This is a genomic window from Nocardia sp. CA-128927 (assembly GCF_050955855.1).
Classification (GTDB): domain Bacteria; phylum Actinomycetota; class Actinomycetes; order Mycobacteriales; family Mycobacteriaceae; genus Nocardia.
In genome coordinates, this window is record NZ_CP192087.1 from 8,297,478 (window position 1) to 8,319,989 (window position 22,512).

The following is a 22,512-nucleotide window of genomic DNA, read 5'->3' on the forward strand; positions in this document are numbered from 1 at the left end:
GCATCGCGCAGCGATTCGATGAGGGGTGGCGGTCGGGCGGCGGGTGGGCGCGACCGGCCCTGGATACGGGAACTGATCGTCAGCGCGCTGGCAGTACTGCTCGCGCTGGTCGTCGGCGCGCTGCTGATCATCATCAGCGATCCGAATGTGACGGGTGCAATCGGCTATTTCTTTGCGCGGCCGATGGATACGGTGTCGGCGGCGACCACCGCGGTGGCGGATACCTACAAGGCGCTGTTCCTCGGCGCGTTCGGCGGCAAGCATCAGATCGCCGAGACCTTGGTGGCCGCCGCCCCGCTGATCTGCACCGGCCTTGCGGTGACGCTCGCGTTCCGCGCCGGTCTGTTCAACATCGGCGCACAGGGTCAGCTCATCGCCGGTGCACTGTTCGCGGGCTGGGTCGGTTTCGCGGTGCATCTGCCGCCGGTGCTGCACGTGGTGGTCGCCCTGGCGGCCGGTATCGCCGGTGGCGCGCTGTGGGGTGGGATCGTCGGACTACTGAAGGCGCGCACCGGCGCGCACGAGGTCATCTCCACGATCATGGGCAACTACGTCGCGCTCTACGCACTCACCTGGCTACTCACCACATCGTGGTTGCAGCGACCGGGCCGCAACGAGCCGATCAGCCCGGTGGTCGACGAGACCGCGCAGCTCCCCCGATTCGGTGATACCCGACTGCATCTCGGGCTGCTGGTCGCCCTCGCCGCGGCCGCGTTCGTGTGGTGGCTGCTGTCCAGATCGACGCTGGGTTTCCAGCTGCGGGCGGTCGGCGCCAACCACGACGCGGCGCGTACGGCCGGAATGAACGTCGGCCGTACGTACGTGCTGGCGATGCTCATCGCCGGCGGCCTCGCCGGACTCGCCGGTGCCCAGCAGGTACTCGGCACCGACCTGCCGCTGACCAACGGAATCGCCGGATCCTTCGGCTTCGACGGCATCACCGTGGCACTGCTCGGTCGCGGCAGTCCGATCGGCACCGTGTACGCGGCGCTGCTCTTCGGCGCGCTGAACGCGGGCGGCAACGAGATGCAGGCGGCCACCGGCACACCGCTCACCCTGGTGACCGTGTTGCAGGCGGTGATCGTCGTGCTGGTCGCGGCACCGGCCTTGGTGCGCACCGTCTTCCGGATCCGGGCCGAGCGCGCGGATGCCGTGCTCGCGAAAGGGTGGAACTGATGGTGACGACCACAACCGGCCCCGCCCGCGCGCTCGAGTCACCGGAGAAGCATCAGCAACGGCTCCGCCTGGGCATCTTGCTGTTGAGCCTGGCCGTCACCGCCGTCGCGCTCGCGGTGTTCACCAAATCGGGCACCGTCGACTTCCGCTTGGGCGCACCGGATGCCGTGGGTCCGTCCGATCTCAACGTGCCCGCCAAACCGGCCGCGCTGCTGCTGTCGGTGATCACCCTCGCGATCGCGATCGCGCACCTGTGGCGCGGCTTGACCGGCCGGTGGGCCGCCGTGCTGTTCACGGTGTTCGGCGTCGCGTTCGTGGTGACGTTCGTGTGCTGGGCGGCCTCGGGCAAGATCTTCCCGCTCACCAACCAGATTCAGGGCACCCTCGCGCTGTCGACGCCGCTGATTCTCGGCGCGCTGGCGGGCGTGCTGTGTGAACGGGCCGGCGTCATCAACATCGCCATCGAGGGTCAGCTGCTGGCCGGTGCGTTCGCGGCCGCGATCATCGCGACGGTCAGCGGCAGCTTCTTCGTCGGAGCGGTGGGCGCGGTGCTCGCGGGTGTCTTCATCGCCTGGCTGCTCGCGGTGTTCTCCATCCGATATCTGGTCAACCAGATCGTGCTCGGCGTGGTGCTAGTGGTGTTCGCGACCGGCATCACCGGCTTCCTGTTCGATCAGTTCACCGACCTGACGGACGGCCCGGCCCGATTCAACAACCCGGGAACCATGCAGCCGCTGGCGATTCCGGTGTTGTCGTCTATCCCGATCATCGGGCCGACGGTGTTCGATCAGACCGCGCTGGTGTACGCGATGGTCGTCGCGGTCGCCGTGCTCGGGTTCGTGCTCTATCGGACACGATGGGGACTGCGGGTCCGTGCGGTCGGCGAACATCCGCGGGCCGCCGCCACTGTCGGAATCAAGGTGCTGCGGGTCAGGTACCAGGCCGTTCTCCTCGCGGGTGCGATCGCCGGGCTCGGCGGCGCCTACTTCACCATCGGATCGACCGGCGGTTTCACCAAGGAGATGACGGCGGGCAACGGGTTCATCGCGCTGGCCGCGGTGATCATGGGGCGCTGGCATCCGCTCGGCGCGACCTGTGCCGCACTGTTTTTCGGCTTCACCAAGGCCTTGCAGGGCCAGTTGCAGGTGCTGGCGACGCCCATTCCGACCGAGGTGTTGCAGATGACGCCGTACCTGCTGACGGTGATCGCCGTGGCGGGCGCGGTCGGGCAGGTGCGACCACCGAAGGCCGACGGCGAACCGTACGTCCCTGGGTGATCAACCGCCGAACAGCAGGTACAGACCGGTGAAGGTGTAGCCGACCATGGTCAGCATCAGCGCGAGTTGGCCGGTGGCACGATGTTTCGGCGGTAGCAGCCGCAGGCACTTGTCGTGCGCGGCCGTCACGCCGAGGACATGACCGGTGAGCACGGCGAGCACCTTCGTGGTGGCGAGCACCGTGGGATGGTCGGACAGCACGTAGTGCACCTGGTAGTGCGCCAGTCCGCCGATGTCCCAGCCTTGTTGGAACGGATCGGCGAACAGCAACAGCGTGGCCTGCCCCTTCTCCACCAGGAAAGTCAGATAGTGCGCGACGATGTAACCGGCGATGATCGGTGTGATGCTGTGTGCCAGTAGGCCGGGCAGCTCGGCGCGTTCGTCGCGGGTGAGACCACCGGTCGCGCGGGCGGCCACGGTGAAGACGACACCGACGATCAGAATGACGGCGAGCAGGCCGATGCTGCGAACCAGCGTCGCGCCGAAAACCGAACCGCCACCGAGTGAATCGACGAGGTTCCGCCAACCGGGCAGTGCGGAAAGACTGTCGAAAGCGGTGGAGCCCAGCAAGGTTGCCGCGAGCGCCACCGATCCGGGCAGCACCGGGGTCCCCGCCAGATTGCTGAGCGGAGCACGCAGCACCAGTTCGCCCGAAGAGCGGCGCGCGAAAACACTGAGCCGCGCCAGCAGACTGCTGTACACCTCGAAGGGATCGGCGCGCTCGGCCCACACCGTCCCGAACACCGCCAGACCCGCCAGCGTCACCACGGCGTATCCGAACAGCCACCAACCCACCGCCGCAACGGAACCCGGGTCGGGGGAAGCGAGTTCGAGCCAGACGAAGGCGAACAGCCCCAGCACCGCAGGTCTGCATCCCCACGACGACGGGTACTGGCGGAAGCCCGCATCGGGACTTCGGCGCAGAACGAAGGATCCGAACCGATGCAGCGCACGCATCGGCGAGACGACCTTCCAGACCGGGCCGATCACAAGCGACGCAAGCATCACCCCGACCCAGACGTATACGTAGAACACCCCTGGCACCGGATTGCGTTGCGGCGAAGCAGAACCGAACACCGCAACCAGCCCGACCACGACCGCGGCGGCCACGCCCACCATCCCGAGCACGATCCGAACCACCCGAGAATCGATCACGGCTCGCACGACAGACGGCAACAGCCGACCCGGCGCGTCCGGATCCAGCCGTGGCCGCCGCCAGGCCACCAGCAGAATCGCGAACGAGAACGTCAACGCCCATGCCGCACCGATCAGCGCGTAGGTCAAGGGAATCGGCAGATCCGCCGAGCCGTTGAGCCCGTGCGCGAGCGACCGGGTCACTGCCGGATCAGCAGCGTGGTCACCGTCTTACCGGCGTGATGGAGTTCGACGTCGACCCGTCCCGGCACGGTGACGATGAACCGGAACTCCTGCCCGGACTTCGGTTCGACCGCGAACGTCTGACTCGGCTCCGAGTGCAGGTGCAGCTCGTCAGCGGCGTCGCTGTCCACCTTGATGACGATCGGCTGGTACAGCCTGGCCTCGGTCCTGGTGTTCGTCGGCGTGACGGAACCACCCGCGATGCGGACCGCGATGGTCACGTCGGCGGGGATGTCCACCGAGACACTCGCCGCCGTGCGAGCGGCCGGTGAATCGACCGACGTGCCACACGCGGCCACCAGGCCCGACACGGCGATGAGCGCGACAACTGCACTGATTCGGGCTGTGCGGATCATGAATTCTCCTCCCGATCATGCGGCTCGGCGTCCCGCTCGGCCTCGCGGCGCTCCGATCGCCGATCACGCATCGCTATGCCAAGAATGACGCCGACCACCGCCAATGCGGGCACGAAAGCCGGGATCGCCAGCAACATCGAATGACTGGCGAGCACCTCGACACGCTGCGCATACGTCACCGGCGGGCCGCCTGCGCCAGCCGCTCCGCGCGCACGTCGGCCCGGTAGGCGAGGTCGATCCGGGCCGCGCCCCAGGCCAGCGCCCAGATGATCACCAACGAGCAGACGAGCACGATCAACGACGCCAGCGTGAACAACCAGGACGGATAGTCGGACGAGCGTTCCCGTTGCAACACGGTGGTTTCCGAGACGAACGGCCGGGTGAACTCGCCGAGCGCGGGCACCTCCTCGGCATCGATGCCGGGATCGTCCGGCAGGTAGACCGGCAACCCGGTCAGCACCCGGCCGTCCTGCACCCGCAGCACCGTCTTCCAGTTGCCCGAGGCCGGAACAGGTTTCGTGCTGACGTAGTGGCCCGGCCCCACCCGTTGTAACTGATCGATCACCAGGCCACGACCGGGACTCGCCGAGCCGACACCGCCCTGCCAGGCGAGCACCTGCACCCACTCGGGGTCGTCGCCCGCCAGGTCCGTCGGAGTCAGCGTGACGTCGGCGGTCACCATCCGGCTGCCGTGCGCGGGTTCGACGTCCTGCAATCGGACTGCCGCGGCGGCATTCTCGGGGACGTCGATGCGCAACCCGTTCGCCGTCGCCGCGGCGGCTATCAGCACCGCGGCGATGACAATGCCGCGCCGCAGCGGGGGCCGCGGCAACGGCTCACCCCGCAGGATCATTCCGAGCAGGGCGCCGAGCGCGCCGCCCGCGACGCCGACCGGGACCGTCATCGCGAGCAGTTCCGGCCACATGCTCGTCGGCCAGCGATCGACGAACATGCCCGCTACCCACAGCGATTCGAGCCAGATTCCGACTGTGGCGGCGACCAAACCGGTGACCGCGCCCCACCACACGGCCCTATCGATGAGTGGCAACAGCGCCATCAGCTCAACCACCACCGCAACACCGAGGTACAGCGGGAACACGTTGTGCGGCTCGCCGAGGATCGGACCGACCAGCACCGCGACCACACCGCGGACCAGGAACGCGAACACCACGGCCACCAGCGCGCTCCCCCGCCCGAGCGTGTAGCGCGCCGAGATCAGCGCGACCGTGGCCGCGACGGTGATCAACATCGGCTGCAAGACCAGACGGAACTGCTCGACCCCGAAATCGAATTCGACCTGGAAGACCGACAATCCGATCAACAGGCCACCGAACGCGAGCGACCGGAACAACCACAGGAACGGGCCGTCGGCGCGATCCGGATCGGGCCGGTCCAGTCGGCCTTCGAACTCCAGCAGCAGTACCGCGACCAGCGAGAGTCCGGCGCCGCCGATCAGCATGAGGTGCGTCGGTCCCCACAGCGTGACGTCCTGGCCGAACAGCCGGTGCCAGATGTCGTCGAGCGGGAAGCCGATCAGGGCATACAAGCCGACCGCCGCCATGAGCACCCCGCCGACCGGGGCATGCCAGGTGCGGGTGATCCGGATGGCCGCCGGACCCGGCTTCTCGTCCAGCGGCAGGATGACGGCCAGCATCCCCGCGATGAAGAGGAAGAACAGGCCCACCAAGATGAAGTAGTGCGCCGGATTGGCCAGTGGCCCCGGGTCACGACCCTTGCCGATGTGCAGGCTCACATCCCAGATGAAGCCGAACATGGCCGTGAGGATGGTCGTGATGAACAGCGCGATCGGCAACGCGACCCAACCGGGCCGGTTCCCCCACTGGCCCAGCCGATCCGCCGCGGTCTTCAGCCAGGTGATCCGGCGGGTGCGATGTAGATAGGCCAGCCAGAACAGGCCCGCCGCGATCAGCACCGCGGCGGCAGTCAATCCGATGACCTGGTTCAACGCGGCCCCGCCGCCCTCCGAACCCTTTGCTACCACCGCGAACTCAGGCCTCATCGCGACCGCTTTCTGTGTAACTCGAAGTCTCTTCAACGGCGAATGCCCACCGAACACCGAGGTATGCAGCCGATCACGCGTCGCCGCCAGTTCTGGGACCACTCACAGCGCGGCCGCCCCTAAACTGGGGTCGGCTCCCAGTTTGTCGATCTTGTCGACCCGCCCCGCGATGTCCGGCGAGCGAAAACCGGGACGTTCCCGCACTACTCGTCGATAGTCGATCCGAGGCAGGGCAGATGACACTCAGTGGTACCCGAATGCTCGACGTCGTGGGCAGCCGACGGATGGCGGTCGCGACGCTGGCGACGATCACCGGCTTCTACTACCTGTTCGTCGCGTTCACCAACTGCACCGACACCGTCACCAACCGGCGCGGCGTGGCCGCCGTGCTGTCTATGCGATCCACCATCCACAACTCCGGCACCGATTGGCGGGCGATCACCAGCGGCAATGTCGCGCTGGTCGCCTACATCCTGGTCGTGATCTGGGAGTTCCTGATCGCCTTCGTGCTGCTGGCCGCCGCGGTGGCGTGGTTGCGCGAACTGAGCGGCCGGCCGCGCCGCCTCCGCGTCGGTCCCGGCGTCGCCGCCAAGCTGTCGAGCCTCGGCTGGACCATGGTGCTGCTGCTGTTTCTCGGCGGATTCTTGACGGTCGCCGGCGAATGGTTCCGGATGTGGGCGAACAAAGAGGTCAACGCGTCTTCGGCTGCGCTGCAGAACTTCCTGATCGCGGCGGTCGGGCTGATTATTGTGCACTTGCCCGAGCGGGACTTACCTCGACCATTGGACCAGGCAGTCGCCGACAGCAAGTAATCAGCATCCAAAAGTCGGACAAAACGGGCGAAGCGCACAAGTTGGGGCAAACCGAAATCGGCGCTGACATGTCATCGACAAGCCCCCTGCCGGATGTCGCTGTGTTGCCACTGATTTACCAACCTTGTGGCTATACTCCTCGCACGCAGACCCCGGCTCCATCGATCGCGTCCGAGTTAATTCCGTGGGCGACGGGCTTTTCCCACGTCAACTCGTTTCGAAAAGGCTCTGCGGGACTTCATGAATGGCGCCGCACGTGTACTAGATGTGCGCGAAGAACGGTTCGCGAAAGTAACCAGATGATGTCTGTAGCCAATTTCAAGATCAAGTCAAGAAAGATCAAAAACCTTGCCACGCAGGGAGGTTGGCATGTGTATGCTATCGATTCATCACGTCCCCCACTATGAGGTGGGGGTATGGGCGAGGGCGGTGTCGGTGTGGACGTGAATAAGATCCAAATACGGCGCGCGGCCATTGCCGCGATCGCTCTGGGTGTGCTGGCCCTGGGGATAACCGGCCTGATAGACCGACTGCTGCTCGGTACCTTCATCTGCGCCGGACTGGCGACTGGTTGGTTGAATGCCCAAATCACGTTGTGGGCCATCACCCGAATAGCCAGTTCCGAAGCACCGAGCAAGCAGCGTTTGGTAGGTTCCTCGGCGCTACGACTGCTCGGCATTACCGCCGTCGCCATCCTGGTGGCTTTCTTCGCACGACCCAATGGCGTCGGTATCTTCTTCGGCTTGGCTCTCTTTCAAGTCGCCCTGGTTCTCAACACTGTCCTGCCTGAATTGAAAGGGCTTCGCCAGACGCCATGACGATCCCAGCCATTTCGTTTGCCCAGATGGCCTCGAGCGTCACGCTGCTCGCCCAAGAGGCTCCCGCCGAGGAACCGAAGATCAAGGTCGGCCACCACGCGGTCGCACACGTCTTCGGTATGTCCTTCAACGTCGACACCATCGTGTCGACGTCGGTCGCGGCGCTCATCGTGCTCGGCCTGGCCTTCTACCTGCGGCTCAAGATCACCTCCGGGGTGCCGAACGGCGTGCAGCTGTTCTTCGAAACCGTGACGGTACAGATGCGCACCCAGGTGGAAAGCGCCATCGGCATGAAGGTCGCGCCGTTCGCGCTGCCGCTCGCGGTCACCCTGTTCGTCTACATCCTGCTGTCCAACTGGCTGTCCGTGCTGCCGGTGCAGATCGGCGACGGTGAGTTGCTCGCGCCGCCCGCCTCGGACGTCAACTTCGTCTACGCGCTCGCGTTGTTCGTGTTCATCGCCTACCAATCCGCAGGCATCGCGCGGCGCGGTCCATTCGGACACGTGAAGGCGCTGCTGAAGGGTCACACCGGCTGGGGCCCGATGGTGTTCATCAACGTCATCGAGGAAATCGCCAAGCCGCTTTCGCTGTCCCTGCGATTGTTCGGAAACATGTTCGCGGGCGGCGTGATGCTGTCCGTGATCACGCTCTTCCCCTTCTGGATCAGCTGGGGTCCCAATGCCGTCTGGAAACTGTTCGACTTGTTCGTAGGCGGAATTCAGGCTTTCATCTTCGCGCTGCTGACAGTCCTGTACTTCAGCCAGTCGATGTCGTTGGAAGACGAACACCACTGATCGGTAAGTGCCGATCGAGTCCACATCCGAGAATAGGAAGTAGAAAATGGCAGACCCAACCACCGCGTCCATCATCCAGGGCGCCCTCATCGGCGGCGGCATCATCATGGCCGGCGGCGCCATCGGCGCAGGCATCGGTGACGGCCTGGCCGGCGCGGCGCTGATCAATGGTGTTACCCGTCAGCCGGAGGCCGAGGGTCGGTTGCGCGGCATCTTCTTCCTGACCGTCGGTCTGGTCGAGGCGGCGTACTTCATCAATCTAGCCTTCATGGCCCTCTTCGTATTCGCGACTCCCGGCAAGTAACCGGGTATGTCTCCGAGAACCGATGTAGTTGCCGCGGAGAACTTTCTTATCCCCAACGGCACCTTTTTCGTCGAGCTGCTGATCTTCCTGATCGTGCTCGGCGTCATCTGGTTCTTCGTTGTTCCACCGATCCGCAAGGTGCTGGAGGAACGCGAAGAGCGGGCCGCAGAAACCCTGGCGACGACCAAAGAGGCGAGGCAGTTGTTCGCCGAGGCCGAAGCCAAACACCAAGCGGCACTGGAGAAGGCGCGGTCGGAAGCGGCCGCGATCCGGAGCAAGGCGCGAGCCGAGGGCCGGGAGATTCTCGAGGAAATGCGCGGGCAGGCGCAGCAGGAAGCCAACGGGATCGTCGCGGAGGCCGAGGCGCAACTGCGGGCGCAGGCGGATCAGATCGCCGCGGAGTTGCGTGAGACCGTCGAGCCACTCGCTCGGTCACTGGCCGACCGGGTGGTCGGTGCCGATGATCAGCGACGGGCCCAAACAAGCCGAGGCCAGCAGACAGGACGGGCGTCGTCATGACTCCTAGCAGCGACATCCTTGCCGAAGGCATCTACCAGATCCATTTCGAGTGGCAGGTGTTCTTCAGCCAGCTGTTCGGCTTCGCGGTCATCATCTGGGTCATCGTCAAATACGTTGCGCCGCCGGTCAAAAAGATGATGACCAAGGCGCAGGACAACATTCAGAAGCAGATCGAAGAGAACGAGCAGGCTGCGGCCCGGCTCAGCAAGGCCAAGCAGGTGTACGACGAGGGGCTGGCCGAGGCGAAAGCCGAACTCGCCCAGCTCATCGAGGACGCGCACGCCGACGCCGACAGCATCGTGGTGAAGATGCGGGAGACCGCGGCCGCGGAGGTCGAACGGGTCGGCAAGCAAGGCCGCGACCAGATCGAGCTGATGCGCAGGCAGCTGATCCGCGACCTCAAGGCCGACTTCTCCAAGCAGGTGATGACGCACACCACGGAGAGCGTGCGCGAGCAGGTCCAATCGCCGCAGATCAAGTCGGACGCCGTCGAAAGGTTCCTGGACGACCTCCAGGCGATGGCGAACACCGGATCGTCCGGCCGGACCCGCACCCAGTCGCAGTGGAACTGAGCCGTAAATAGGCGCGACCGACGCCGTCCATGCCCGTTAGGATGGCGTTCGCCTGATTGTGGCAGCACAAGTTCTTGATCGGAGTCAGCAATGACGGAGGCAACCAGCGGAGCAGAGGCAGCCGCCGACGCGGTGCCGAGCCTGTACGAATGGGCCGGGGGCACCGCGGCTTTCGAAGCACTGACCGAGGTGTTCTATCGGGAAGTCCTGAAAGACGATCTGGTCGGCCCGCTGTTCCAAGGCATGGACCCCGGACATCCGAAGTACGTCGCGATGTGGCTCGCCGAAGTCTTCGGCGGGCCCGACGCCTACAGCACTCAGCGCGGCGGCTACGCGCACATGGTTCGCGAGCACCTCGGCAAGGCGATCACCGAGCCGCAGCGCCGCCGGTGGGTCAATCTGCTGATGGACGCCGCCGACGAGGTGGGCCTGCCCGACGACCCGGAATTCCGCGCCGCCTTCGCCTCCTACATCGAGTGGGGCACCCGGCTGGCCCACGCGAATTCCCAGCCCGGCGCCAAGCCGCCGCTGGAAGCGCCTATGCCGCACTGGGGTTGGGGCGTAGCGCCGCCGTACCGGCCGTAGGCTAACTGAAGTAGTCCTTGAACAGGATTTCGCTGACCTTGGTGACGGTCTCCCGGCCGACCTGGTAACCGTCCTCGACCACCTGGGTGTTGTTCATCAGGGCGACGGTGAATTGCTCACGCGGACCGACGAATCCGACGGAGTTCACCAGCCACGAATCATCGTCGTTGTCGTCGGACCAGCCGTTCTTGTTGCCCGGCGCCGCACGGTCGCCCGCACCCCAGACACCCCACTGCTGGTTGGTCTCGAACGATTCCCCACCGTCGACCGAGCGCATCTCGCCGACGATGTAGTTGCGGTGCCGCGCGGGCAACTTCTCCAGCACGAAGTCGATGAGTTGCTCGAGATCGTTCGCGGTGGCCAGAATCCAACCCCAGGAATCCGGATGCCCGTCGGCGAACTTGATGCCGGCCATGCCGAACGATCGGAACCGCGGCGCGAACGACTTCTCCCCGCCGTAGCGCTCCCACAGGGTCGTTGCCGCGTCGTTGTCGCTGGCATGCAGCATGCGATGCATCAGGTCGCGGTCCTCGTTGCCGAGCGTGATCGAGCCGAGGTCGTCGCGCAGCAGCAGGTCCACTGCGATCGCCAATTTCGGGGTGGAACAGGCCCAGATCGGTGTCGCCGCATTCGCATTGCGCCACACCGCGCCTGTGCGGCGGTCGCGCACCACGATCCCGGTGAAACCGGGACGGCTCTTCGCATAGGCCTCGGCCTGTGCGATGCGCGACTTGAACGCGGGATCGAAGCCGCGCGATGCTCCGATCTCCTCGCGCGCCGGGGGCTGGGGTACCGGTGTCTCGCGCTCGGTCCCGCGCGGCTCGTACATCAGGGCGGCCGCGACCAGTGAGCCGGCAATCAGCAGTCCGGACAGCACCACGGGAACCCTCGACTTCCGCATGAAACGTCCATCCTTCGCTGTGCCGCTAGACGGAAAACGCAGGTCACCGGTAGTGCTCGACGCTCAGCATCTTTCCCAGCGGACGGCGCACGAGCAACGCGACACTCGGCAGCGGCGTCAATTCGCGCTCTCACGTCGGTGCCCCCGACAGTGGGGGCACTATCTTTGTCGTCCCTCGGTGGGCGTGAAACTAAGTAACACGCGTCGCGATAGGTCCGATGACCAGTTTGTCCTCGCAGGCTCGCGGATGGAGGACCGCGTTCGTGCTTCGGGAGACCGGAGCAGTTGCGAGGACAAAGCAGTACCGGATAACTACATGCCAACCACACCGATTCCGGGGGTTCAATGAACGTCAAGTCATGGGCATTTGCCGCACTAGCCGCGAGCGTCGTACTCGGCGCGAGCGGATGCGGTTCCAGCCCGACGCCACAGGCGAGCAGGACACCGATTCCGTCGGCCGCACCCGCGTCGCCCGGGGCCTCGAGCAACGCGCCCGGCCCGGCGCAGCCGGGCGATACCGATCAGCCCGCTACTCCGCCGCAGGCGCAAACGAATACACCGGAGACCAATAACGCACCGCCGCCCGCCAGCGTGCCGATCAATCAGAAGGAACCCGTGCCTGCCCTGCCGCCGCCCGCGAACGAGGGACCCAATGGCAGCGGGCACGGCCTGTGCTTCGACTCGAATTCACAACTCGCCCGCAACGCGGTAGCCCGATTGGCGCCGAACAAAGAGGGATACCCGTGGGTCATCCTGGAGGCGAGCAATGATCCGATCGACGCGGGATGTTCCGGCGTCCTGTCCTGGATGTTGGTGGACTGGAACGGCAGTCACCCCGGGTATCACGTCTTGTACTTCACCAATGGCACATACCTGGGGACGGCAACGTCCAAGTACTACGCCTACACCTCGGTGATCGGTAAGACCCGGAACACGGTCTCGGTGCAGTACCGCTGGGCACTGCCCCAGGACGCGCTGTGCTGCCCGTCGGGCGGACCGACAGTCGTGGCGTACACCTTGAACGGCACCACCGTCACGGCACAGGGACAGTTCCCGCCGGACCCCGACAAGTAAACCCAGACGCGAAAAGGCCCCTGCACCTTCATTTTCGAAGGGCAGGGGCTTTCTGGTTTCGGTTCAGTTCGCGATATCGCCCTTGAGCTGGAGCAGGCCGAGGGAGTTCTTGCTCGGATCCTCGAACCATGCGGCGAGGGCGAAGCCGACATCGGCAATGCCGTCGACCGTATTCAGGTCGGGGAATTCCAGGATCTCGACTCCACGCGCACGCAGTTCCGCGACCTCCGCGGCGATGTCGTCGACGCGCCAACTCACTTTGGTCGCTTCATCTTTGGTGCCGACGCTGCTCTTGGTGACCACCACCCTGCTGTCACCACCGCACCCGAACGTGATGAACTGTTCGCCGTCCTCGAAGAGCACCTCCAGGCCGAGCTTGCGCTCATAGAACTCCCTGGCAACCTCGAGATCGGTGACCAACAGCAGCGCATCGACCGGTTGTTTACTCAACATGCCAAACCTCCAGGTAGATCATTGATTTCAGCGGCGAAGCCAGGGTCCGAGCCGGGTCGTGAGGGTCGGCATGATCGCCCACGTCATCGCCGGGATGGTGAGCCCCATCGTCAGCAACATGCCGAGCGGCAACGGCCACCCACCGGTGAGCGGCCGCAATACGATGCCGAGAATCAGCACCGTCGGGTAAAGCGCCACAAGCGTGACCACCGCCATCTTCCAGCGCTTAGGCGGAACCGGCGGCGCATAACCGGAATTGACGAACCACCCCTCCCACCCATCGACCGCCCGCACCGATTCGGTGCCACCGTCATCGAGCAATTCATCGATCCGAGCAACCAACCGATACCGCTCCGCAGACTCCATCCAAGCCCGATGCTCTTCCTGACTCCGAAACCGAAAGATCATCTGATAGACGCCCCCCTTCCTTCCTGGGCCCTGGAGGGTGCGGATACCGAGAGAGGGTGCGGATCTGACTGTCAGTCGGCGGGGGGAGGTTCTGTCTTGGCGGGTTGGGCGGTGGGGGTTGGTTGTAGGCGGCGGCTTACTTCGCCGAGGGTGATGATCACTGTTACCAGGACTATTGCGAAGGCGAGAGCTGCGAGGGGGGATTCCTGGAAGGTGTTGCCGCCGAAGTAGCCGAGCAGCGCGCCGGATGTGCCCCAGAGCAGGGCTCCAGCGAGGTCGAAGGTGGTGAAGGTGCGGGGCGTGACGCCGACCGCGCCTGCGGTGAGGGTGGTGATGGTTCGCATGCCGGGTAGGAAGCGGCTGATGACGATGATGACTGGGCCGCGGCGTTCCAGCACACCGGCTCCCCAGCGGATTGCCCTGTGCCGCTTGGTTCCTGCGGGGAATTTGCGCAGGAACGGACGGCCTGCGTGTCGGCCGATTCGGTAGCTCACCTGGTCGCCGGTTGTCGCTCCGGCCGATGCGGCGAGTATCAGCAGTCCGATGTTCGGGGTTCCGGTGGCCGCGAAGGCGCCCGAGACGAGCAGGGCTACCTCGCTGGGGAACATCGGGAGAACACCGTCGAGCGCGGCGATCGCGAGGACGACGAGATAGACGGTGGGCGAACCCATTACGTCGCGTGCTAGGTCCAACAGCTGGTCGTTCATGCCTCCTGATACTAGTATCTTTTGTTACTAGTATCATTTTCGTATTCAGTGCTCGCCGAAGGAGAGGATCTGCTTGTGACGTCACCGAACCGTTCGACCGCAGCCACCGTGTCACACCGCGAGCGGAAAAAGGCGCTGGCACAGGCCACATTGCAGCGCGAAGCGTTGCGACTGTTTCGCGAGCAGGGGTACACGGCGACGACGATCGACCAGATCGCCGCGGCCGCAGGGGTATCGCGGGTGACCTTCTTTCGCTACTTCCCGACCAAGGCCGATGTCGTGCTGCACGACGTGGCCGATGTCGCGGTGGTGGACGCGCTTCCCGAATCCCTGGAAGGCGTCAATCCTGTTCGGGCACTGCGGGATACGGTGCGTACGTTGAGCGACTCAGCGGCGCCCGCGGACCATGCGATCAGCGCCGAGCGGGAACAGCTGCTGCGGACGGTGCCCGAACTCCGGGCCCGGGTGCCCGCCCAGATGGCGGCCTCGATCCCGATGCTGGCCGCAGAACTCGCGAGGCGGCTCGGACGACCGACGACCGATCTCGCCATCACCACTCTCTCCGGCGCCATCATCGGGGTGGCTATCGCGGCCTGGACGGCGGCGGCCGATGATCTGTCGGAGGGTTTCATGCTCCGGCATCGGCAGTTGCTCGACGACTGTCTTGCCATGTTGGAGGACGGGCTGGAGATTTGAAGCCGTCAGGCTCGCTCCGCCAGTGCGCCGAGCAGTGCGAGGTCTCGGCGGAAGGTGCAGGCGAAAAGTGGTGCGAACAGCCGCATTCCGGCTGCTCCGGCGAGGCCGAGTGGAGGTTGCAGTTGTTCGGTCCAGTCGAGGCGCGTGCGGGCGTTGGGTAGTTCGGTGAGTCGGATGTCGCCGCGGCCTTTGATCCAGCCGAGGTGCACGATTCCGAGATGGCTGCTGCCTGATCTATCCGGTGGCTGCCATACGTCGATGCGGATGCGGTCGCGGGTGGCGATGCCGCCGATTCGGACGGTGGTCGCTACGGTTACGCCGATGCCGGATCGTTGGGGGGACAGCACCTCGAAGTCGGAGGCTTCGCGCATCCATTCACCCTGGTTTTCCCAGTCGGTGAGGAGGTCCCAGAGTCGTTGTGGCGCAGCGGAAATCTCGGCGCCTACGGTTACCACTATGGGTCGCATAGGGAATCAGCGGCCGATCAATGCGGCGACTGCTTTGGGTGCGGCGAGCCATTCTCGGATGTTGTTGCGTATCAATGTCGTCTGGCGGCAGTCGCAATAGGCGGTGACGCCGTCTGCATCGATGCCTTCGGCTCGGCACAGCGCGACGGCTCGCGGTACGTGCCGGTATTGGGAGACGATGATGGCGCGATCGATGCCGAACAACTGCTTCGCGCGTTCGCAGGTGGCGCGCGTCGACAAGCCTTCGCCGTCGGATCGTATGCGTGCCGGATCGATGCCGTGGTCGACGAGATACTTTGTCATCGAGGCGATCTCGTCGCCCGAGGTTCCGGCCGCGTCGCCGGATACCAGGATCTCGCGGGCCTTTCCGGCCTGCACGAGTTCGATCGCGACGTCGAGGCGACCACGCAGATAGGCCATCGGCGTACCGTCCGGACCGACCTTTGCCCCCGGCACGATCACCACCGGAACCGTGGGTGCGGCGTCAGGGCCGAAACGGTGGCCGGACGACACCATCCACAGCCGGACATTCGCGCCGACCACGACCAGAACCAGCCCGGTCGCCGCGACCGCGGTCACCCCGAGCAGTCGACGCACCCAGCGCCGCGTCCCACCGCCCGGCGGTTTGTGGTCGTCCAGCAAGGCAGCCTCTTCCAGTCGGGAGTGCCGACGACGCACGCGTCGCCACACTCGGGTCGTCATCCGCAACCAGCGTAGGCGACCAGATAGATCGCTGGTCACGACGTACGACCGCCGTATCGTTGCTGCCCTTACGTCGGGTTCGATACCTCTTGTTCCACCGCATCTTCGGGCTCCACCGGCTTGTCCGCCCGTGACCTGGTGATCGCCACACCGGACAGGCACAGCAAACCGCCGACCACGGCCAGTGGCCCGGGTACTTCGTCGAGCGCGATCCACGCCATCAGCACCACCAACGCCGGAACCGCGTAGGTCGTCACGCCCATCTTCCCCGCCGTGGTGCGCGACAACGCGTAAGCCCAAGTGGTGAACGCCAAAGCGGTAGGAAACACACCGAGATACACCACGCTCAACGTCGCCGACAACGGCGCGCGGGCAGCCTCACTGAACAGTTGCCCCGCGAACGGCAAACAGGCGATCGTGCCGATGACACACCCACCGGTGGTCACCTGCAACGCCGACGCATGAACAAGCGCGGGCTTCTGTGCAACGACCGCCACCGCCCACGCCGCCGCGGCGGTCAGACACAACACCACCCCGAGCACCGCGGAACTCCCGCCACCCGAATTCGCCAGCCCGACGACAACCGCTCCAGCGAACGCCACCCCGATCCCCGCCATCAGCCGCGCCGGAAACCCTTCCCGCAGCACCAGCCCGCTCAGCACCGCGATCAAGATGGGACCGATGTTGATCACCATCGCCGCGGTACCCGCGTCGACGTACTGCTCACCCCAGTTCAACGCCACCATGTAGACCCCGAACCACAGCACCCCGGAGATGAGGATCCCGCGCCACGCACCCCGCGCAGGCATCCCCTCACCCGTCACGATCAGGATCGCCACCAGCGCGATGGCCCCGGTCAACAACCGACCCAACGCCAGCGCGCCCGGCGAAAAGTCCTCGCCCGCAGCACGAATGAACACAAAGGCCGAGGCCCACAGCACCACGGTGACCGCGGCCGCGACAACGGCCTTCCGATCGCCCGAGCGAACGACTTGCTCCATTTATCGAACGCTAGATCACCGCCGCCACGAACTCACGCGGTTTTCGGACACCGCACCTGTCATGGTCGTCACTAACGAGACGGCGATCGAATGGAACTTCGACGTCGGGTCGTCTTTGTCTCCCGCATCGGCGGCACGGCCCCGCAACGGCCCGGATCAGGGCGCAGAGTCTGTCCGATCAGCACACATCGTGATGGCCGATCCCCGCGCTACAACCACGGCACGCCCGCCCGGAACAGCACGTTGGCATACGGACGCGCCTCGCCGGTTCGGACGACGAAGCGGCACTGACCGATTCGCCGTTTGAACTCTTCGTGGTCGAGCAACTCGGCATGCCATTGATTGGTCAGGAGATCGGCTGCCTCCGGGTTCGCGGCGACTACGTCGGCACTCCCCCAGGCAGCCTCGACAGTGACCTCGTCGAGGATCAGCTCGACCACGGGCGCGAATCGCGGCATGCCGTAACTGATTCCGAGATCGATCACCGGTACGCCGGGCGGTACGGGCAGGCCCGAGTCGCTGACGGCGAAGGTGTCGGTGTGGCGGAGGGCGACGAGTGCCGACATCAGTTCGGCGTGAATCAATCCACCGGTGCGCAAAGGACTTCCAATCTGGCTAGTACTCGAGTCGATGGGCGGTCGGCATGGCGGCGAGCGCCGCGCGGACCTGTTCCCGCGTGGGATAAGAGGTCTGGGTGCCCGGCGACTGGACGGACAGAGAGGCGGCGGCCGTGGCAAAGGCGACCGCATCGATCAAGTCGGCCCCGTCGGCGAGCGCGGCGCACAAAGCGCCGACATACGCATCACCTGCACCGGTCGAATCAACCGAATCCACCTGTGGCGCGGCTTGATACGTGACCTCGACACCTTCCGCCGTCCGGCGAGCCAGCATCGAACCGGCAGCACCCAACGTGACAACGACGGACGGAGCTCCACGTAGACACAGCGACCGTGCGGCTCGACCTGCTTCCTCCCTGGTTCTGGTCGGCGCACCGCTGACCGTGGCCAACTCATACTCGTTGACCACGAGCGGATCACACCGACACAGCAGTTCGTCGTCGAGCTCAGCCGCCGGAGCCGCATTGAGAACGACCCGGCGAGCTGAACCCGCAGCCCAAACAACAACAGCCAGCGGTATCTCGAGCTGCGCGACAACCACATCCGCCGACGCGACTAACTCGGCCTCGACCATCACGGCCAGTTCGGCATCGGACTCCCAGGCCGAGTTGGCACCAGGATCCACAACGATCTGGTTCTCCCCCGCAGCCACCGTGACGTAAGCCCGCCCGGTCCGCACACCCGGAACCTCCTGCAGCCCAGTCGTTTTCACACCGGCGGAGGCCATCGAGTCCCGCAGCGCCGAAGCAACCGAATCACCACCGACCCGCCCGACGAACTCCACACTCCCGCCCGCCTTCGCCGCAGCAACCGCCTGATTGGCTCCCTTGCCACCCGGATTCGTCCGCGACCCGACCGCCAGCACGGTCTCGCCCGGTCCGGGCAGTCTCGCCACCTCGCAAACCACGTCCTGGTTCATCGATCCGATGACCGTGACCGCCCCGCTCACGAGACCTGTTGTTCCGCAGCGGGCTTCGCCTCCAGGTTGCCCGCCGCGGCCCCGGTGATCAGCGCGACCAACCGGTCACCATCGATCTCATCCACCCGATGCGCGGCCACCGAGCGCCCCCGGCGCAGCACCACCACGTTGTCGCAGATCCGCATCACCTGCGCCAGATCATGACTGATGATCAGCACCGTGACCCCACGGTCGCGCAGACCACGGACCAGCTTCTCCACCGCGGCGGTCTCGCGCACACCCAACGCGGCGGTCGGCTCGTCCATGATCACCATCGACTTACCCCAGGCCACCGCGCGGGCGATCGCGATACTCTGCCGCTGACCACCGCTCATCCGCCGCACCGTGGTGCGGACCGAGGGCACGTCCACGTCGAGATCCCGCAGGATCTCCCCGCTCTTGCTGATCATCGCCTTCCGATTCACGATCTTGATCGGCCAGGACGGATAGACGAGTTCCCGGTTCAGGAAGAGGTTCTGCCACACGGTCAGATCGTCGATGAGGGCGAGATCCTGATACACGGTCTCGATGCCCATCTTCCGGGCATCCTCCGGCGAGCCGAGCCGCGCGGGCGCACCACGGAACAGGATCTCCCCGGAGTCGGGTGGGTGCACGCCGGTGAGGCAGCGCACCAGGGTGGACTTGCCCGCCCCGTTGTCCCCGACCAGTGCGGTGACCTCGCCTTCCGGAATGGTCAGGGTGACATCGTCGAGCGCGCGGACGGAGTCGAACGACTTCGTCAGGCCGCGCGCCTCGAGCATCGGCTTGGTCATGACATGCCTACTTCCGGAATCGCGAAATAGCCGCTGCGAGAAGCAATACCGCGCCCACCGCGATCGGTTGGTAGTACTGCGAGATGCCGAGGATGGTGAATCCGTTGATCAGCGAGGTGAACAGGATCGCGCCACACACGGTGCCGAGCACCGACGCCTTGCCGCCGCTCAGCGACGAACCGCCGAGCACCACCGCCGCGATCGAACTCAGCAGGTAGGTGGTCTGCAGGGACGGGTCGGCGCCGCCGTTGCGGGCGACCAGCATGACCCCCGCGACACCGCACAGCAGCCCGCAGGCGCTGTAGGCGAGCAACCGGATCCGGCGCACCGGAATGCCGGTCTCCCTGGCCGAGTCGATATTGCCGCCGGTGGCGAGCAGGTGCGTGCCGACCCTGGTCCGGAACAGAATGCCCGCCACCCCGAGCGCCGCGACCAACGCCAGCAGCCAGAACCAGCGCAGCGGGCCGGCGCCGTCCAACGCGAGGCTCTGCAGGAAGGGCGAATTCACCGCCACGCTGTTGCCGCTGGTGAGCAGCAGGGTGCAGCCGCTGAGCACACTCAACGAGCCGAGCGTGACCACGAAGTCGGTCATCTGGAAGTGCCCGATCAGCACCCCGTTGATCACTCCGACCAGCAACCCGCCCAGAATCGCCACCACGATGCCGGTCGTTACCGGATACCCGTGACTGGTGAAGTAGCCGAGCAGCGCCGCCGACCACGGCAGCGTGGCACCGACCGACAGGTCGATCCCGCCGACCACCACGGCGAACTGCTGACCGAGCGCGAGCACGGTCAGGATCGTCGACGCGACGAGCAAGTCGTCGATGTTGTTGGCGGTCAAGAAGTTCGGCGTGGCGATGAAGAACCCGAGCCACACGATCACCAGCGCGATCGGGGCCGCGTAGTCCGCCAGCTTGGCCGGGATGCGCCGCTCACCCAGCCGACCGGGCGCGGCGCGCGCGACGTCGGCGATGCTCGTCACTTGTTCACCAGCCCGGCCAGCGGATTGTCGAACGTGGTGATGGGCCGGGGAAACGCGGCGATCTGCTGATCGACGTTGTCCTGGCCGATGAACGCGATCGGCGCGACCACCCGATCCGGAATGCTCTTGCCCTGATGCTTCGCCAGGCAGGCCTGAACCGCGAGTTCACCTTCGGCGTAAGGGTATTGGGTCACCGTGCCATGCACGGTGCCCGCCTTGACGGCGGCCAGCGCCGCCTGGATGCCGTCGACCGAGATCACCTTGACCTGCCCGGTGCGGCCCGCGTTCTTGATCGCCTGCGCGGCGCCGAGACCCATAGTGTCGTTGGCGGCGAAGATGCCGGTGATGTCGGGGTGCGCCTTCAGGATCGCCTCGGTGACCGTGAGGCCCTTGTCCTGCTCGTAGTCGGCGGGCGCGCGCTGCACGATCTCCAGCTTGCCCGCGACCGCATCGGTGAAGCCCTTGTCCCGGTTGATGCCGTTCTGCTCACCGGCGATGCCTTGCAGCACAATCACTTTCCCGCTGCTGCCGAGCGCTTCCAGCATCTTCTCGCCCGCGATCTTGCCCGCCGCGAGGTTGTCGGAGCCGATGAAGCTCGCGTAGGCGACGCCGGCCTGCTTCGAGGCGTTCGCGTCGATCTGGGTGTCCAGGTTGAGGATGGGAATGTTCTTGCGGGCCACCGGAACCAGCGGCGTGATCACGTTGGTCGCGTTCACCGGCACCACGGCGAAGCAGTCGTAGCCCTGCGCGGCCAGCGTGGAGATCTGCGCGTTCTCGCCGTCCGAGTCGGTCTCGGTTTGGCCCGCCTGCACTGCGACGTCGACGCCGAGCCGCTTTCCCTCGGCCAACGCGCCGTCGCGCAGCGCCGCCCAGTAGGGGTTGGTGAAGTTGCGGGTGACTACGGCGATCTTGAAGTCGGACGAGGCGTCGCCGCCGCGGCCGCAGCCCGCGGTGAGGGCAGCCGCGCTGACGAGAGCCAGGGCCACAAGCCCGATCCGGTATCGAGTGCTCATCTGGTATTCGACCTATCCTGTACGAGTTCAACTCGTGTTGACAACACGAGTTGATGTGTAGTGTGTGACCCGCATCACGAGACTGTCAAGGGTTCTTCGACAGCTCGCACGAATTGCCAGCACGACAGGAGTGACCCGATGGCAGTCACCCGAGCCGACGTGGCCCGGCTCGCAGGCACCTCACCAGCGCTGGTGAGCTATGTCCTCAACGGCGGTCCACGCAGCGTCGCGCCCGCGACACGCGCTCGCATCGAAGCCGCCATCGAACAGCTCGGCTATCGGCCCAACATGTCGGCGCGCAGCCTGCGGATGAATCGCGGGCACGCGCTCGGGATGGTCATCCCCGATGGGGCGAACCCGTTCTTCGCCGAGCTGTCCGCGGTCGTCGAGGCGGCCGCGTTCGCGCGGGGCTTCCCGCTGATCGTCGGGAACGCCGCGGGCGACGAGGCCAGGGAACGCGCCTACGTGAGCGCGTTCATCGACCGTCGGGTCGAAGGGCTGCTTGCGATTTCGTCGTCCTGGGAGTCGGGCATCGCCGATGCCTGTGCGGCGGCCGGCATGGCCTTGGTGGCGGTGGACCGGATCATCGATCCGACCCGCTGTGCGCACGTCATGTGCGACTCCCTCGCCGGTGCGCGAATCGCCGTGGAGCACTTGATATCCCACGGTCACCAGGAGATCGCCTGCCTCAGCGGGCCACACGTTTCGACCGCCGACGAACGCGTGGCGGGTTATCGGCAGGCGCTGACCGACGCCGGATTGCCCGAAAGTGTCGTCGTGCGAGCCGAATTCGGCGGCGCTGCGGGCTATCGCGCCTTGGGCGAGCTGATGAGCGGTGCGACCAGACCTACCGCGGTTTTCGTGACCAGCGATCTACAGGCGATGGGCATGCTGCGCGCGGCCTATGACGCGAACCTGCGCGTCCCTGACGATCTCGCGATCGTCGGGTTCGACGGTATCGAGTATGCCCGCTACACCAGGCCTGGTTTGACGACGATGGTCCAGCCGACCCGGAAGATGGGCGAACTGGCGGTCGAGCTCTTGCTCAAACAGATCGACACCGGGTCGGCCGAGCCGGGCGTGGTCAGCCTCGACGCGGAATTGAAGACGCGTGGTTCCTGCGGTTGCTCGGACGAATTCTGAACTATCG

Annotated in this window: 28 protein-coding genes; 12 read left to right on the plus strand and 16 right to left on the minus strand. The window is 65.7% G+C overall.

Annotated features, from left to right (window positions below; all coding sequences use genetic code 11):
• Positions 1 to 18 precede the first annotated feature (18 nt).
• Together ACQPW1_RS38475 and ACQPW1_RS38480 are read left to right on the plus strand one after the other, a co-directional pair.
• Positions 19 to 1,176: an ABC transporter permease gene (locus ACQPW1_RS38475; RefSeq protein WP_433657594.1), complete on the plus strand. Its 1,158-nt coding sequence runs from the start codon at positions 19 to 21 to the stop codon at positions 1,174 to 1,176.
• A complete protein-coding gene (locus ACQPW1_RS38480; protein WP_433657596.1) occupies positions 1,176 to 2,453 on the plus strand; it encodes an ABC transporter permease in 1,278 nt (425 codons plus the stop codon). Before ACQPW1_RS38475 ends, ACQPW1_RS38480 begins: the two co-directional genes overlap by 1 nt.
• Here ACQPW1_RS38480 and ACQPW1_RS38485 read toward each other — a convergent pair whose 3' ends face one another.
• Genes ACQPW1_RS38485 through ACQPW1_RS38500 form a run of 4 tightly spaced genes read right to left on the minus strand, consistent with a single transcriptional unit; the run spans position 2,454 to position 6,206 of the window.
• Positions 2,454 to 3,791: a hypothetical protein gene (locus ACQPW1_RS38485; protein ID WP_433657598.1), complete on the minus strand. Its 1,338-nt coding sequence runs from the start codon at positions 3,789 to 3,791 to the stop codon at positions 2,454 to 2,456.
• Positions 3,788 to 4,186, minus strand: coding sequence for a hypothetical protein (locus ACQPW1_RS38490; protein ID WP_433657600.1), 399 nt, complete (start codon positions 4,184 to 4,186; stop codon positions 3,788 to 3,790). The genes ACQPW1_RS38485 and ACQPW1_RS38490 overlap by 4 nt, the downstream gene beginning before the upstream one ends.
• Positions 4,183 to 4,365 (minus strand): hypothetical protein, encoded by a 183-nt coding sequence (locus tag ACQPW1_RS38495; protein ID WP_433657602.1) that lies wholly within the window; start codon positions 4,363 to 4,365, stop codon positions 4,183 to 4,185. Before ACQPW1_RS38495 ends, ACQPW1_RS38490 begins: the two co-directional genes overlap by 4 nt.
• Positions 4,362 to 6,206 carry a hypothetical protein gene (locus tag ACQPW1_RS38500; protein ID WP_433657604.1) on the minus strand — a complete coding sequence of 615 codons (1,845 nt, stop codon included), beginning with the start codon at positions 6,204 to 6,206 and terminating at the stop codon, positions 4,362 to 4,364. The genes ACQPW1_RS38495 and ACQPW1_RS38500 overlap by 4 nt, the downstream gene beginning before the upstream one ends.
• 236 nt (positions 6,207 to 6,442) lie before the next feature.
• Here ACQPW1_RS38500 and ACQPW1_RS38505 point away from each other — a divergent pair, with 236 nt between their 5' ends.
• From ACQPW1_RS38505 to ACQPW1_RS38535, 7 genes are all read left to right on the plus strand, one after another.
• Entirely contained in the window at positions 6,443 to 7,018 is a 576-nt protein-coding gene (locus ACQPW1_RS38505) for a DUF2165 domain-containing protein (protein WP_433657606.1), read from the plus strand.
• A 416-nt stretch (positions 7,019 to 7,434) separates the two neighbouring features.
• Positions 7,435 to 7,836 carry a hypothetical protein gene (locus ACQPW1_RS38510; RefSeq protein WP_433657608.1) on the plus strand — a complete coding sequence of 134 codons (402 nt, stop codon included), beginning with the start codon at positions 7,435 to 7,437 and terminating at the stop codon, positions 7,834 to 7,836.
• A 26-nt stretch (positions 7,837 to 7,862) separates the two neighbouring features.
• Positions 7,863 to 8,630 carry a F0F1 ATP synthase subunit A gene (gene atpB, locus ACQPW1_RS38515; protein WP_433665455.1) on the plus strand — a complete coding sequence of 256 codons (768 nt, stop codon included), beginning with the start codon at positions 7,863 to 7,865 and terminating at the stop codon, positions 8,628 to 8,630.
• Positions 8,631 to 8,676: 46 nt separating this feature from the next.
• The gene (locus ACQPW1_RS38520; protein WP_040742384.1) at positions 8,677 to 8,934 is read left to right on the plus strand and encodes a F0F1 ATP synthase subunit C; all 258 of its coding nucleotides are present in this window, start codon (positions 8,677 to 8,679) and stop codon (positions 8,932 to 8,934) included.
• A gap of 6 nt (positions 8,935 to 8,940) precedes the next feature.
• Entirely contained in the window at positions 8,941 to 9,453 is a 513-nt protein-coding gene (locus ACQPW1_RS38525; RefSeq protein WP_433657610.1) for a F0F1 ATP synthase subunit B, read from the plus strand.
• Positions 9,450 to 10,025 carry a hypothetical protein gene (locus ACQPW1_RS38530; protein ID WP_433657611.1) on the plus strand — a complete coding sequence of 192 codons (576 nt, stop codon included), beginning with the start codon at positions 9,450 to 9,452 and terminating at the stop codon, positions 10,023 to 10,025. Before ACQPW1_RS38525 ends, ACQPW1_RS38530 begins: the two co-directional genes overlap by 4 nt.
• A 90-nt stretch (positions 10,026 to 10,115) precedes the next feature.
• Positions 10,116 to 10,610 carry a group II truncated hemoglobin gene (locus tag ACQPW1_RS38535; RefSeq protein WP_433657612.1) on the plus strand — a complete coding sequence of 165 codons (495 nt, stop codon included), beginning with the start codon at positions 10,116 to 10,118 and terminating at the stop codon, positions 10,608 to 10,610.
• Between the two features lies 1 nt (position 10,611).
• On the opposite strand, the gene ACQPW1_RS38540 is transcribed toward ACQPW1_RS38535, so the two are convergent.
• The gene (locus ACQPW1_RS38540; RefSeq protein WP_433657614.1) at positions 10,612 to 11,511 is read right to left on the minus strand and encodes a serine hydrolase; all 900 of its coding nucleotides are present in this window, start codon (positions 11,509 to 11,511) and stop codon (positions 10,612 to 10,614) included.
• Between the two features lie 345 nt (positions 11,512 to 11,856).
• On the opposite strand from ACQPW1_RS38540, the gene ACQPW1_RS38545 reads away from it, so the two are divergent.
• Entirely contained in the window at positions 11,857 to 12,585 is a 729-nt protein-coding gene (locus ACQPW1_RS38545; RefSeq protein WP_433657616.1) for an LppP/LprE family lipoprotein, read from the plus strand.
• A gap of 63 nt (positions 12,586 to 12,648) precedes the next feature.
• Here ACQPW1_RS38545 and ACQPW1_RS38550 read toward each other — a convergent pair whose 3' ends face one another.
• The 3 genes from ACQPW1_RS38550 to ACQPW1_RS38560 all read right to left on the minus strand — a co-directional run bounded on the left by ACQPW1_RS38550 (position 12,649) and on the right by ACQPW1_RS38560 (position 14,153).
• Positions 12,649 to 13,038, minus strand: coding sequence for a VOC family protein (locus ACQPW1_RS38550; protein ID WP_433657618.1), 390 nt, complete (start codon positions 13,036 to 13,038; stop codon positions 12,649 to 12,651).
• A gap of 27 nt (positions 13,039 to 13,065) precedes the next feature.
• Entirely contained in the window at positions 13,066 to 13,404 is a 339-nt protein-coding gene (locus ACQPW1_RS38555; RefSeq protein ID WP_433657620.1) for a hypothetical protein, read from the minus strand.
• Positions 13,405 to 13,517: 113 nt separating this feature from the next.
• Positions 13,518 to 14,153 carry a DedA family protein gene (locus ACQPW1_RS38560; RefSeq protein WP_433657622.1) on the minus strand — a complete coding sequence of 212 codons (636 nt, stop codon included), beginning with the start codon at positions 14,151 to 14,153 and terminating at the stop codon, positions 13,518 to 13,520.
• A 75-nt stretch (positions 14,154 to 14,228) separates the two neighbouring features.
• Here ACQPW1_RS38560 and ACQPW1_RS38565 point away from each other — a divergent pair, with 75 nt between their 5' ends.
• On the plus strand, positions 14,229 to 14,849 hold the full coding sequence (locus ACQPW1_RS38565) for a TetR family transcriptional regulator (protein WP_433657624.1): 621 nt from the start codon (positions 14,229 to 14,231) through the stop codon (positions 14,847 to 14,849).
• Between the two features lie 5 nt (positions 14,850 to 14,854).
• On the opposite strand, the gene ACQPW1_RS38570 is transcribed toward ACQPW1_RS38565, so the two are convergent.
• The 8 genes from ACQPW1_RS38570 to ACQPW1_RS38605 all read right to left on the minus strand — a co-directional run bounded on the left by ACQPW1_RS38570 (position 14,855) and on the right by ACQPW1_RS38605 (position 21,362).
• On the minus strand, positions 14,855 to 15,316 hold the full coding sequence (locus ACQPW1_RS38570) for an SRPBCC family protein (protein WP_433657626.1): 462 nt from the start codon (positions 15,314 to 15,316) through the stop codon (positions 14,855 to 14,857).
• Between the two features lie 6 nt (positions 15,317 to 15,322).
• Positions 15,323 to 16,018 (minus strand): SanA/YdcF family protein, encoded by a 696-nt coding sequence (locus tag ACQPW1_RS38575; RefSeq protein ID WP_433657628.1) that lies wholly within the window; start codon positions 16,016 to 16,018, stop codon positions 15,323 to 15,325.
• A gap of 68 nt (positions 16,019 to 16,086) precedes the next feature.
• On the minus strand, positions 16,087 to 17,019 hold the full coding sequence (locus ACQPW1_RS38580) for a DMT family transporter (RefSeq protein WP_433657630.1): 933 nt from the start codon (positions 17,017 to 17,019) through the stop codon (positions 16,087 to 16,089).
• A 209-nt stretch (positions 17,020 to 17,228) separates the two neighbouring features.
• Positions 17,229 to 17,618: a D-ribose pyranase gene (rbsD, locus tag ACQPW1_RS38585; protein ID WP_433657632.1), complete on the minus strand. Its 390-nt coding sequence runs from the start codon at positions 17,616 to 17,618 to the stop codon at positions 17,229 to 17,231.
• A 16-nt stretch (positions 17,619 to 17,634) separates the two neighbouring features.
• On the minus strand, positions 17,635 to 18,585 hold the full coding sequence (locus ACQPW1_RS38590; RefSeq protein WP_433657636.1) for a ribokinase: 951 nt from the start codon (positions 18,583 to 18,585) through the stop codon (positions 17,635 to 17,637).
• Positions 18,582 to 19,367, minus strand: a complete 786-nt coding sequence (locus ACQPW1_RS38595) for an ATP-binding cassette domain-containing protein (protein WP_433657638.1) — start codon at positions 19,365 to 19,367, stop codon at positions 18,582 to 18,584. Before ACQPW1_RS38595 ends, ACQPW1_RS38590 begins: the two co-directional genes overlap by 4 nt.
• A gap of 7 nt (positions 19,368 to 19,374) precedes the next feature.
• A complete protein-coding gene (locus tag ACQPW1_RS38600) occupies positions 19,375 to 20,349 on the minus strand; it encodes an ABC transporter permease (protein ID WP_433657640.1) in 975 nt (324 codons plus the stop codon).
• A complete protein-coding gene (locus tag ACQPW1_RS38605) occupies positions 20,346 to 21,362 on the minus strand; it encodes a sugar ABC transporter substrate-binding protein (protein WP_433657642.1) in 1,017 nt (338 codons plus the stop codon). Before ACQPW1_RS38605 ends, ACQPW1_RS38600 begins: the two co-directional genes overlap by 4 nt.
• 138 nt (positions 21,363 to 21,500) lie before the next feature.
• Between ACQPW1_RS38605 and ACQPW1_RS38610 the strand changes: the two genes are divergently transcribed.
• A complete protein-coding gene (locus tag ACQPW1_RS38610) occupies positions 21,501 to 22,505 on the plus strand; it encodes a LacI family DNA-binding transcriptional regulator (protein ID WP_433657644.1) in 1,005 nt (334 codons plus the stop codon).
• The last annotated feature ends 7 nt before the right edge of the window (positions 22,506 to 22,512 follow it).

Bases quoted from the DNA above. Each gene is read 5' to 3' on its own strand.
- ACQPW1_RS38475 (WP_433657594.1), top strand. From the start codon at position 19: ATGAGGGGTGGCGGTCGGGCGGCGGGTGGGCGCGACCGGCCCTGGATA.
- ACQPW1_RS38480 (WP_433657596.1), top strand. From the start codon at position 1,176: ATGGTGACGACCACAACCGGCCCCGCCCGCGCGCTCGAGTCACCGGAG.
- ACQPW1_RS38490 (WP_433657600.1), bottom strand. From the start codon at position 4,186: ATGATCCGCACAGCCCGAATCAGTGCAGTTGTCGCGCTCATCGCCGTG.
- ACQPW1_RS38500 (WP_433657604.1), bottom strand. From the start codon at position 6,206: ATGAGGCCTGAGTTCGCGGTGGTAGCAAAGGGTTCGGAGGGCGGCGGG.
- ACQPW1_RS38505 (WP_433657606.1), top strand. From the start codon at position 6,443: ATGACACTCAGTGGTACCCGAATGCTCGACGTCGTGGGCAGCCGACGG.
- ACQPW1_RS38510 (WP_433657608.1), top strand. From the start codon at position 7,435: ATGGGCGAGGGCGGTGTCGGTGTGGACGTGAATAAGATCCAAATACGG.
- atpB (WP_433665455.1), top strand. From the start codon at position 7,863: ATGGCCTCGAGCGTCACGCTGCTCGCCCAAGAGGCTCCCGCCGAGGAA.
- ACQPW1_RS38520 (WP_040742384.1), top strand. From the start codon at position 8,677: ATGGCAGACCCAACCACCGCGTCCATCATCCAGGGCGCCCTCATCGGC.
- ACQPW1_RS38525 (WP_433657610.1), top strand. From the start codon at position 8,941: ATGTCTCCGAGAACCGATGTAGTTGCCGCGGAGAACTTTCTTATCCCC.
- ACQPW1_RS38530 (WP_433657611.1), top strand. From the start codon at position 9,450: ATGACTCCTAGCAGCGACATCCTTGCCGAAGGCATCTACCAGATCCAT.
- ACQPW1_RS38535 (WP_433657612.1), top strand. From the start codon at position 10,116: ATGACGGAGGCAACCAGCGGAGCAGAGGCAGCCGCCGACGCGGTGCCG.
- ACQPW1_RS38540 (WP_433657614.1), bottom strand. From the start codon at position 11,511: ATGCGGAAGTCGAGGGTTCCCGTGGTGCTGTCCGGACTGCTGATTGCC.
- ACQPW1_RS38545 (WP_433657616.1), top strand. From the start codon at position 11,857: ATGAACGTCAAGTCATGGGCATTTGCCGCACTAGCCGCGAGCGTCGTA.
- ACQPW1_RS38550 (WP_433657618.1), bottom strand. From the start codon at position 13,038: ATGTTGAGTAAACAACCGGTCGATGCGCTGCTGTTGGTCACCGATCTC.
- ACQPW1_RS38555 (WP_433657620.1), bottom strand. From the start codon at position 13,404: ATGGAGTCTGCGGAGCGGTATCGGTTGGTTGCTCGGATCGATGAATTG.
- ACQPW1_RS38560 (WP_433657622.1), bottom strand. From the start codon at position 14,153: ATGAACGACCAGCTGTTGGACCTAGCACGCGACGTAATGGGTTCGCCC.
- ACQPW1_RS38570 (WP_433657626.1), bottom strand. From the start codon at position 15,316: ATGCGACCCATAGTGGTAACCGTAGGCGCCGAGATTTCCGCTGCGCCA.
- ACQPW1_RS38575 (WP_433657628.1), bottom strand. From the start codon at position 16,018: ATGACGACCCGAGTGTGGCGACGCGTGCGTCGTCGGCACTCCCGACTG.
- ACQPW1_RS38580 (WP_433657630.1), bottom strand. From the start codon at position 17,019: ATGGAGCAAGTCGTTCGCTCGGGCGATCGGAAGGCCGTTGTCGCGGCC.
- ACQPW1_RS38595 (WP_433657638.1), bottom strand. From the start codon at position 19,367: ATGACCAAGCCGATGCTCGAGGCGCGCGGCCTGACGAAGTCGTTCGAC.
- ACQPW1_RS38605 (WP_433657642.1), bottom strand. From the start codon at position 21,362: ATGAGCACTCGATACCGGATCGGGCTTGTGGCCCTGGCTCTCGTCAGC.
- ACQPW1_RS38610 (WP_433657644.1), top strand. From the start codon at position 21,501: ATGGCAGTCACCCGAGCCGACGTGGCCCGGCTCGCAGGCACCTCACCA.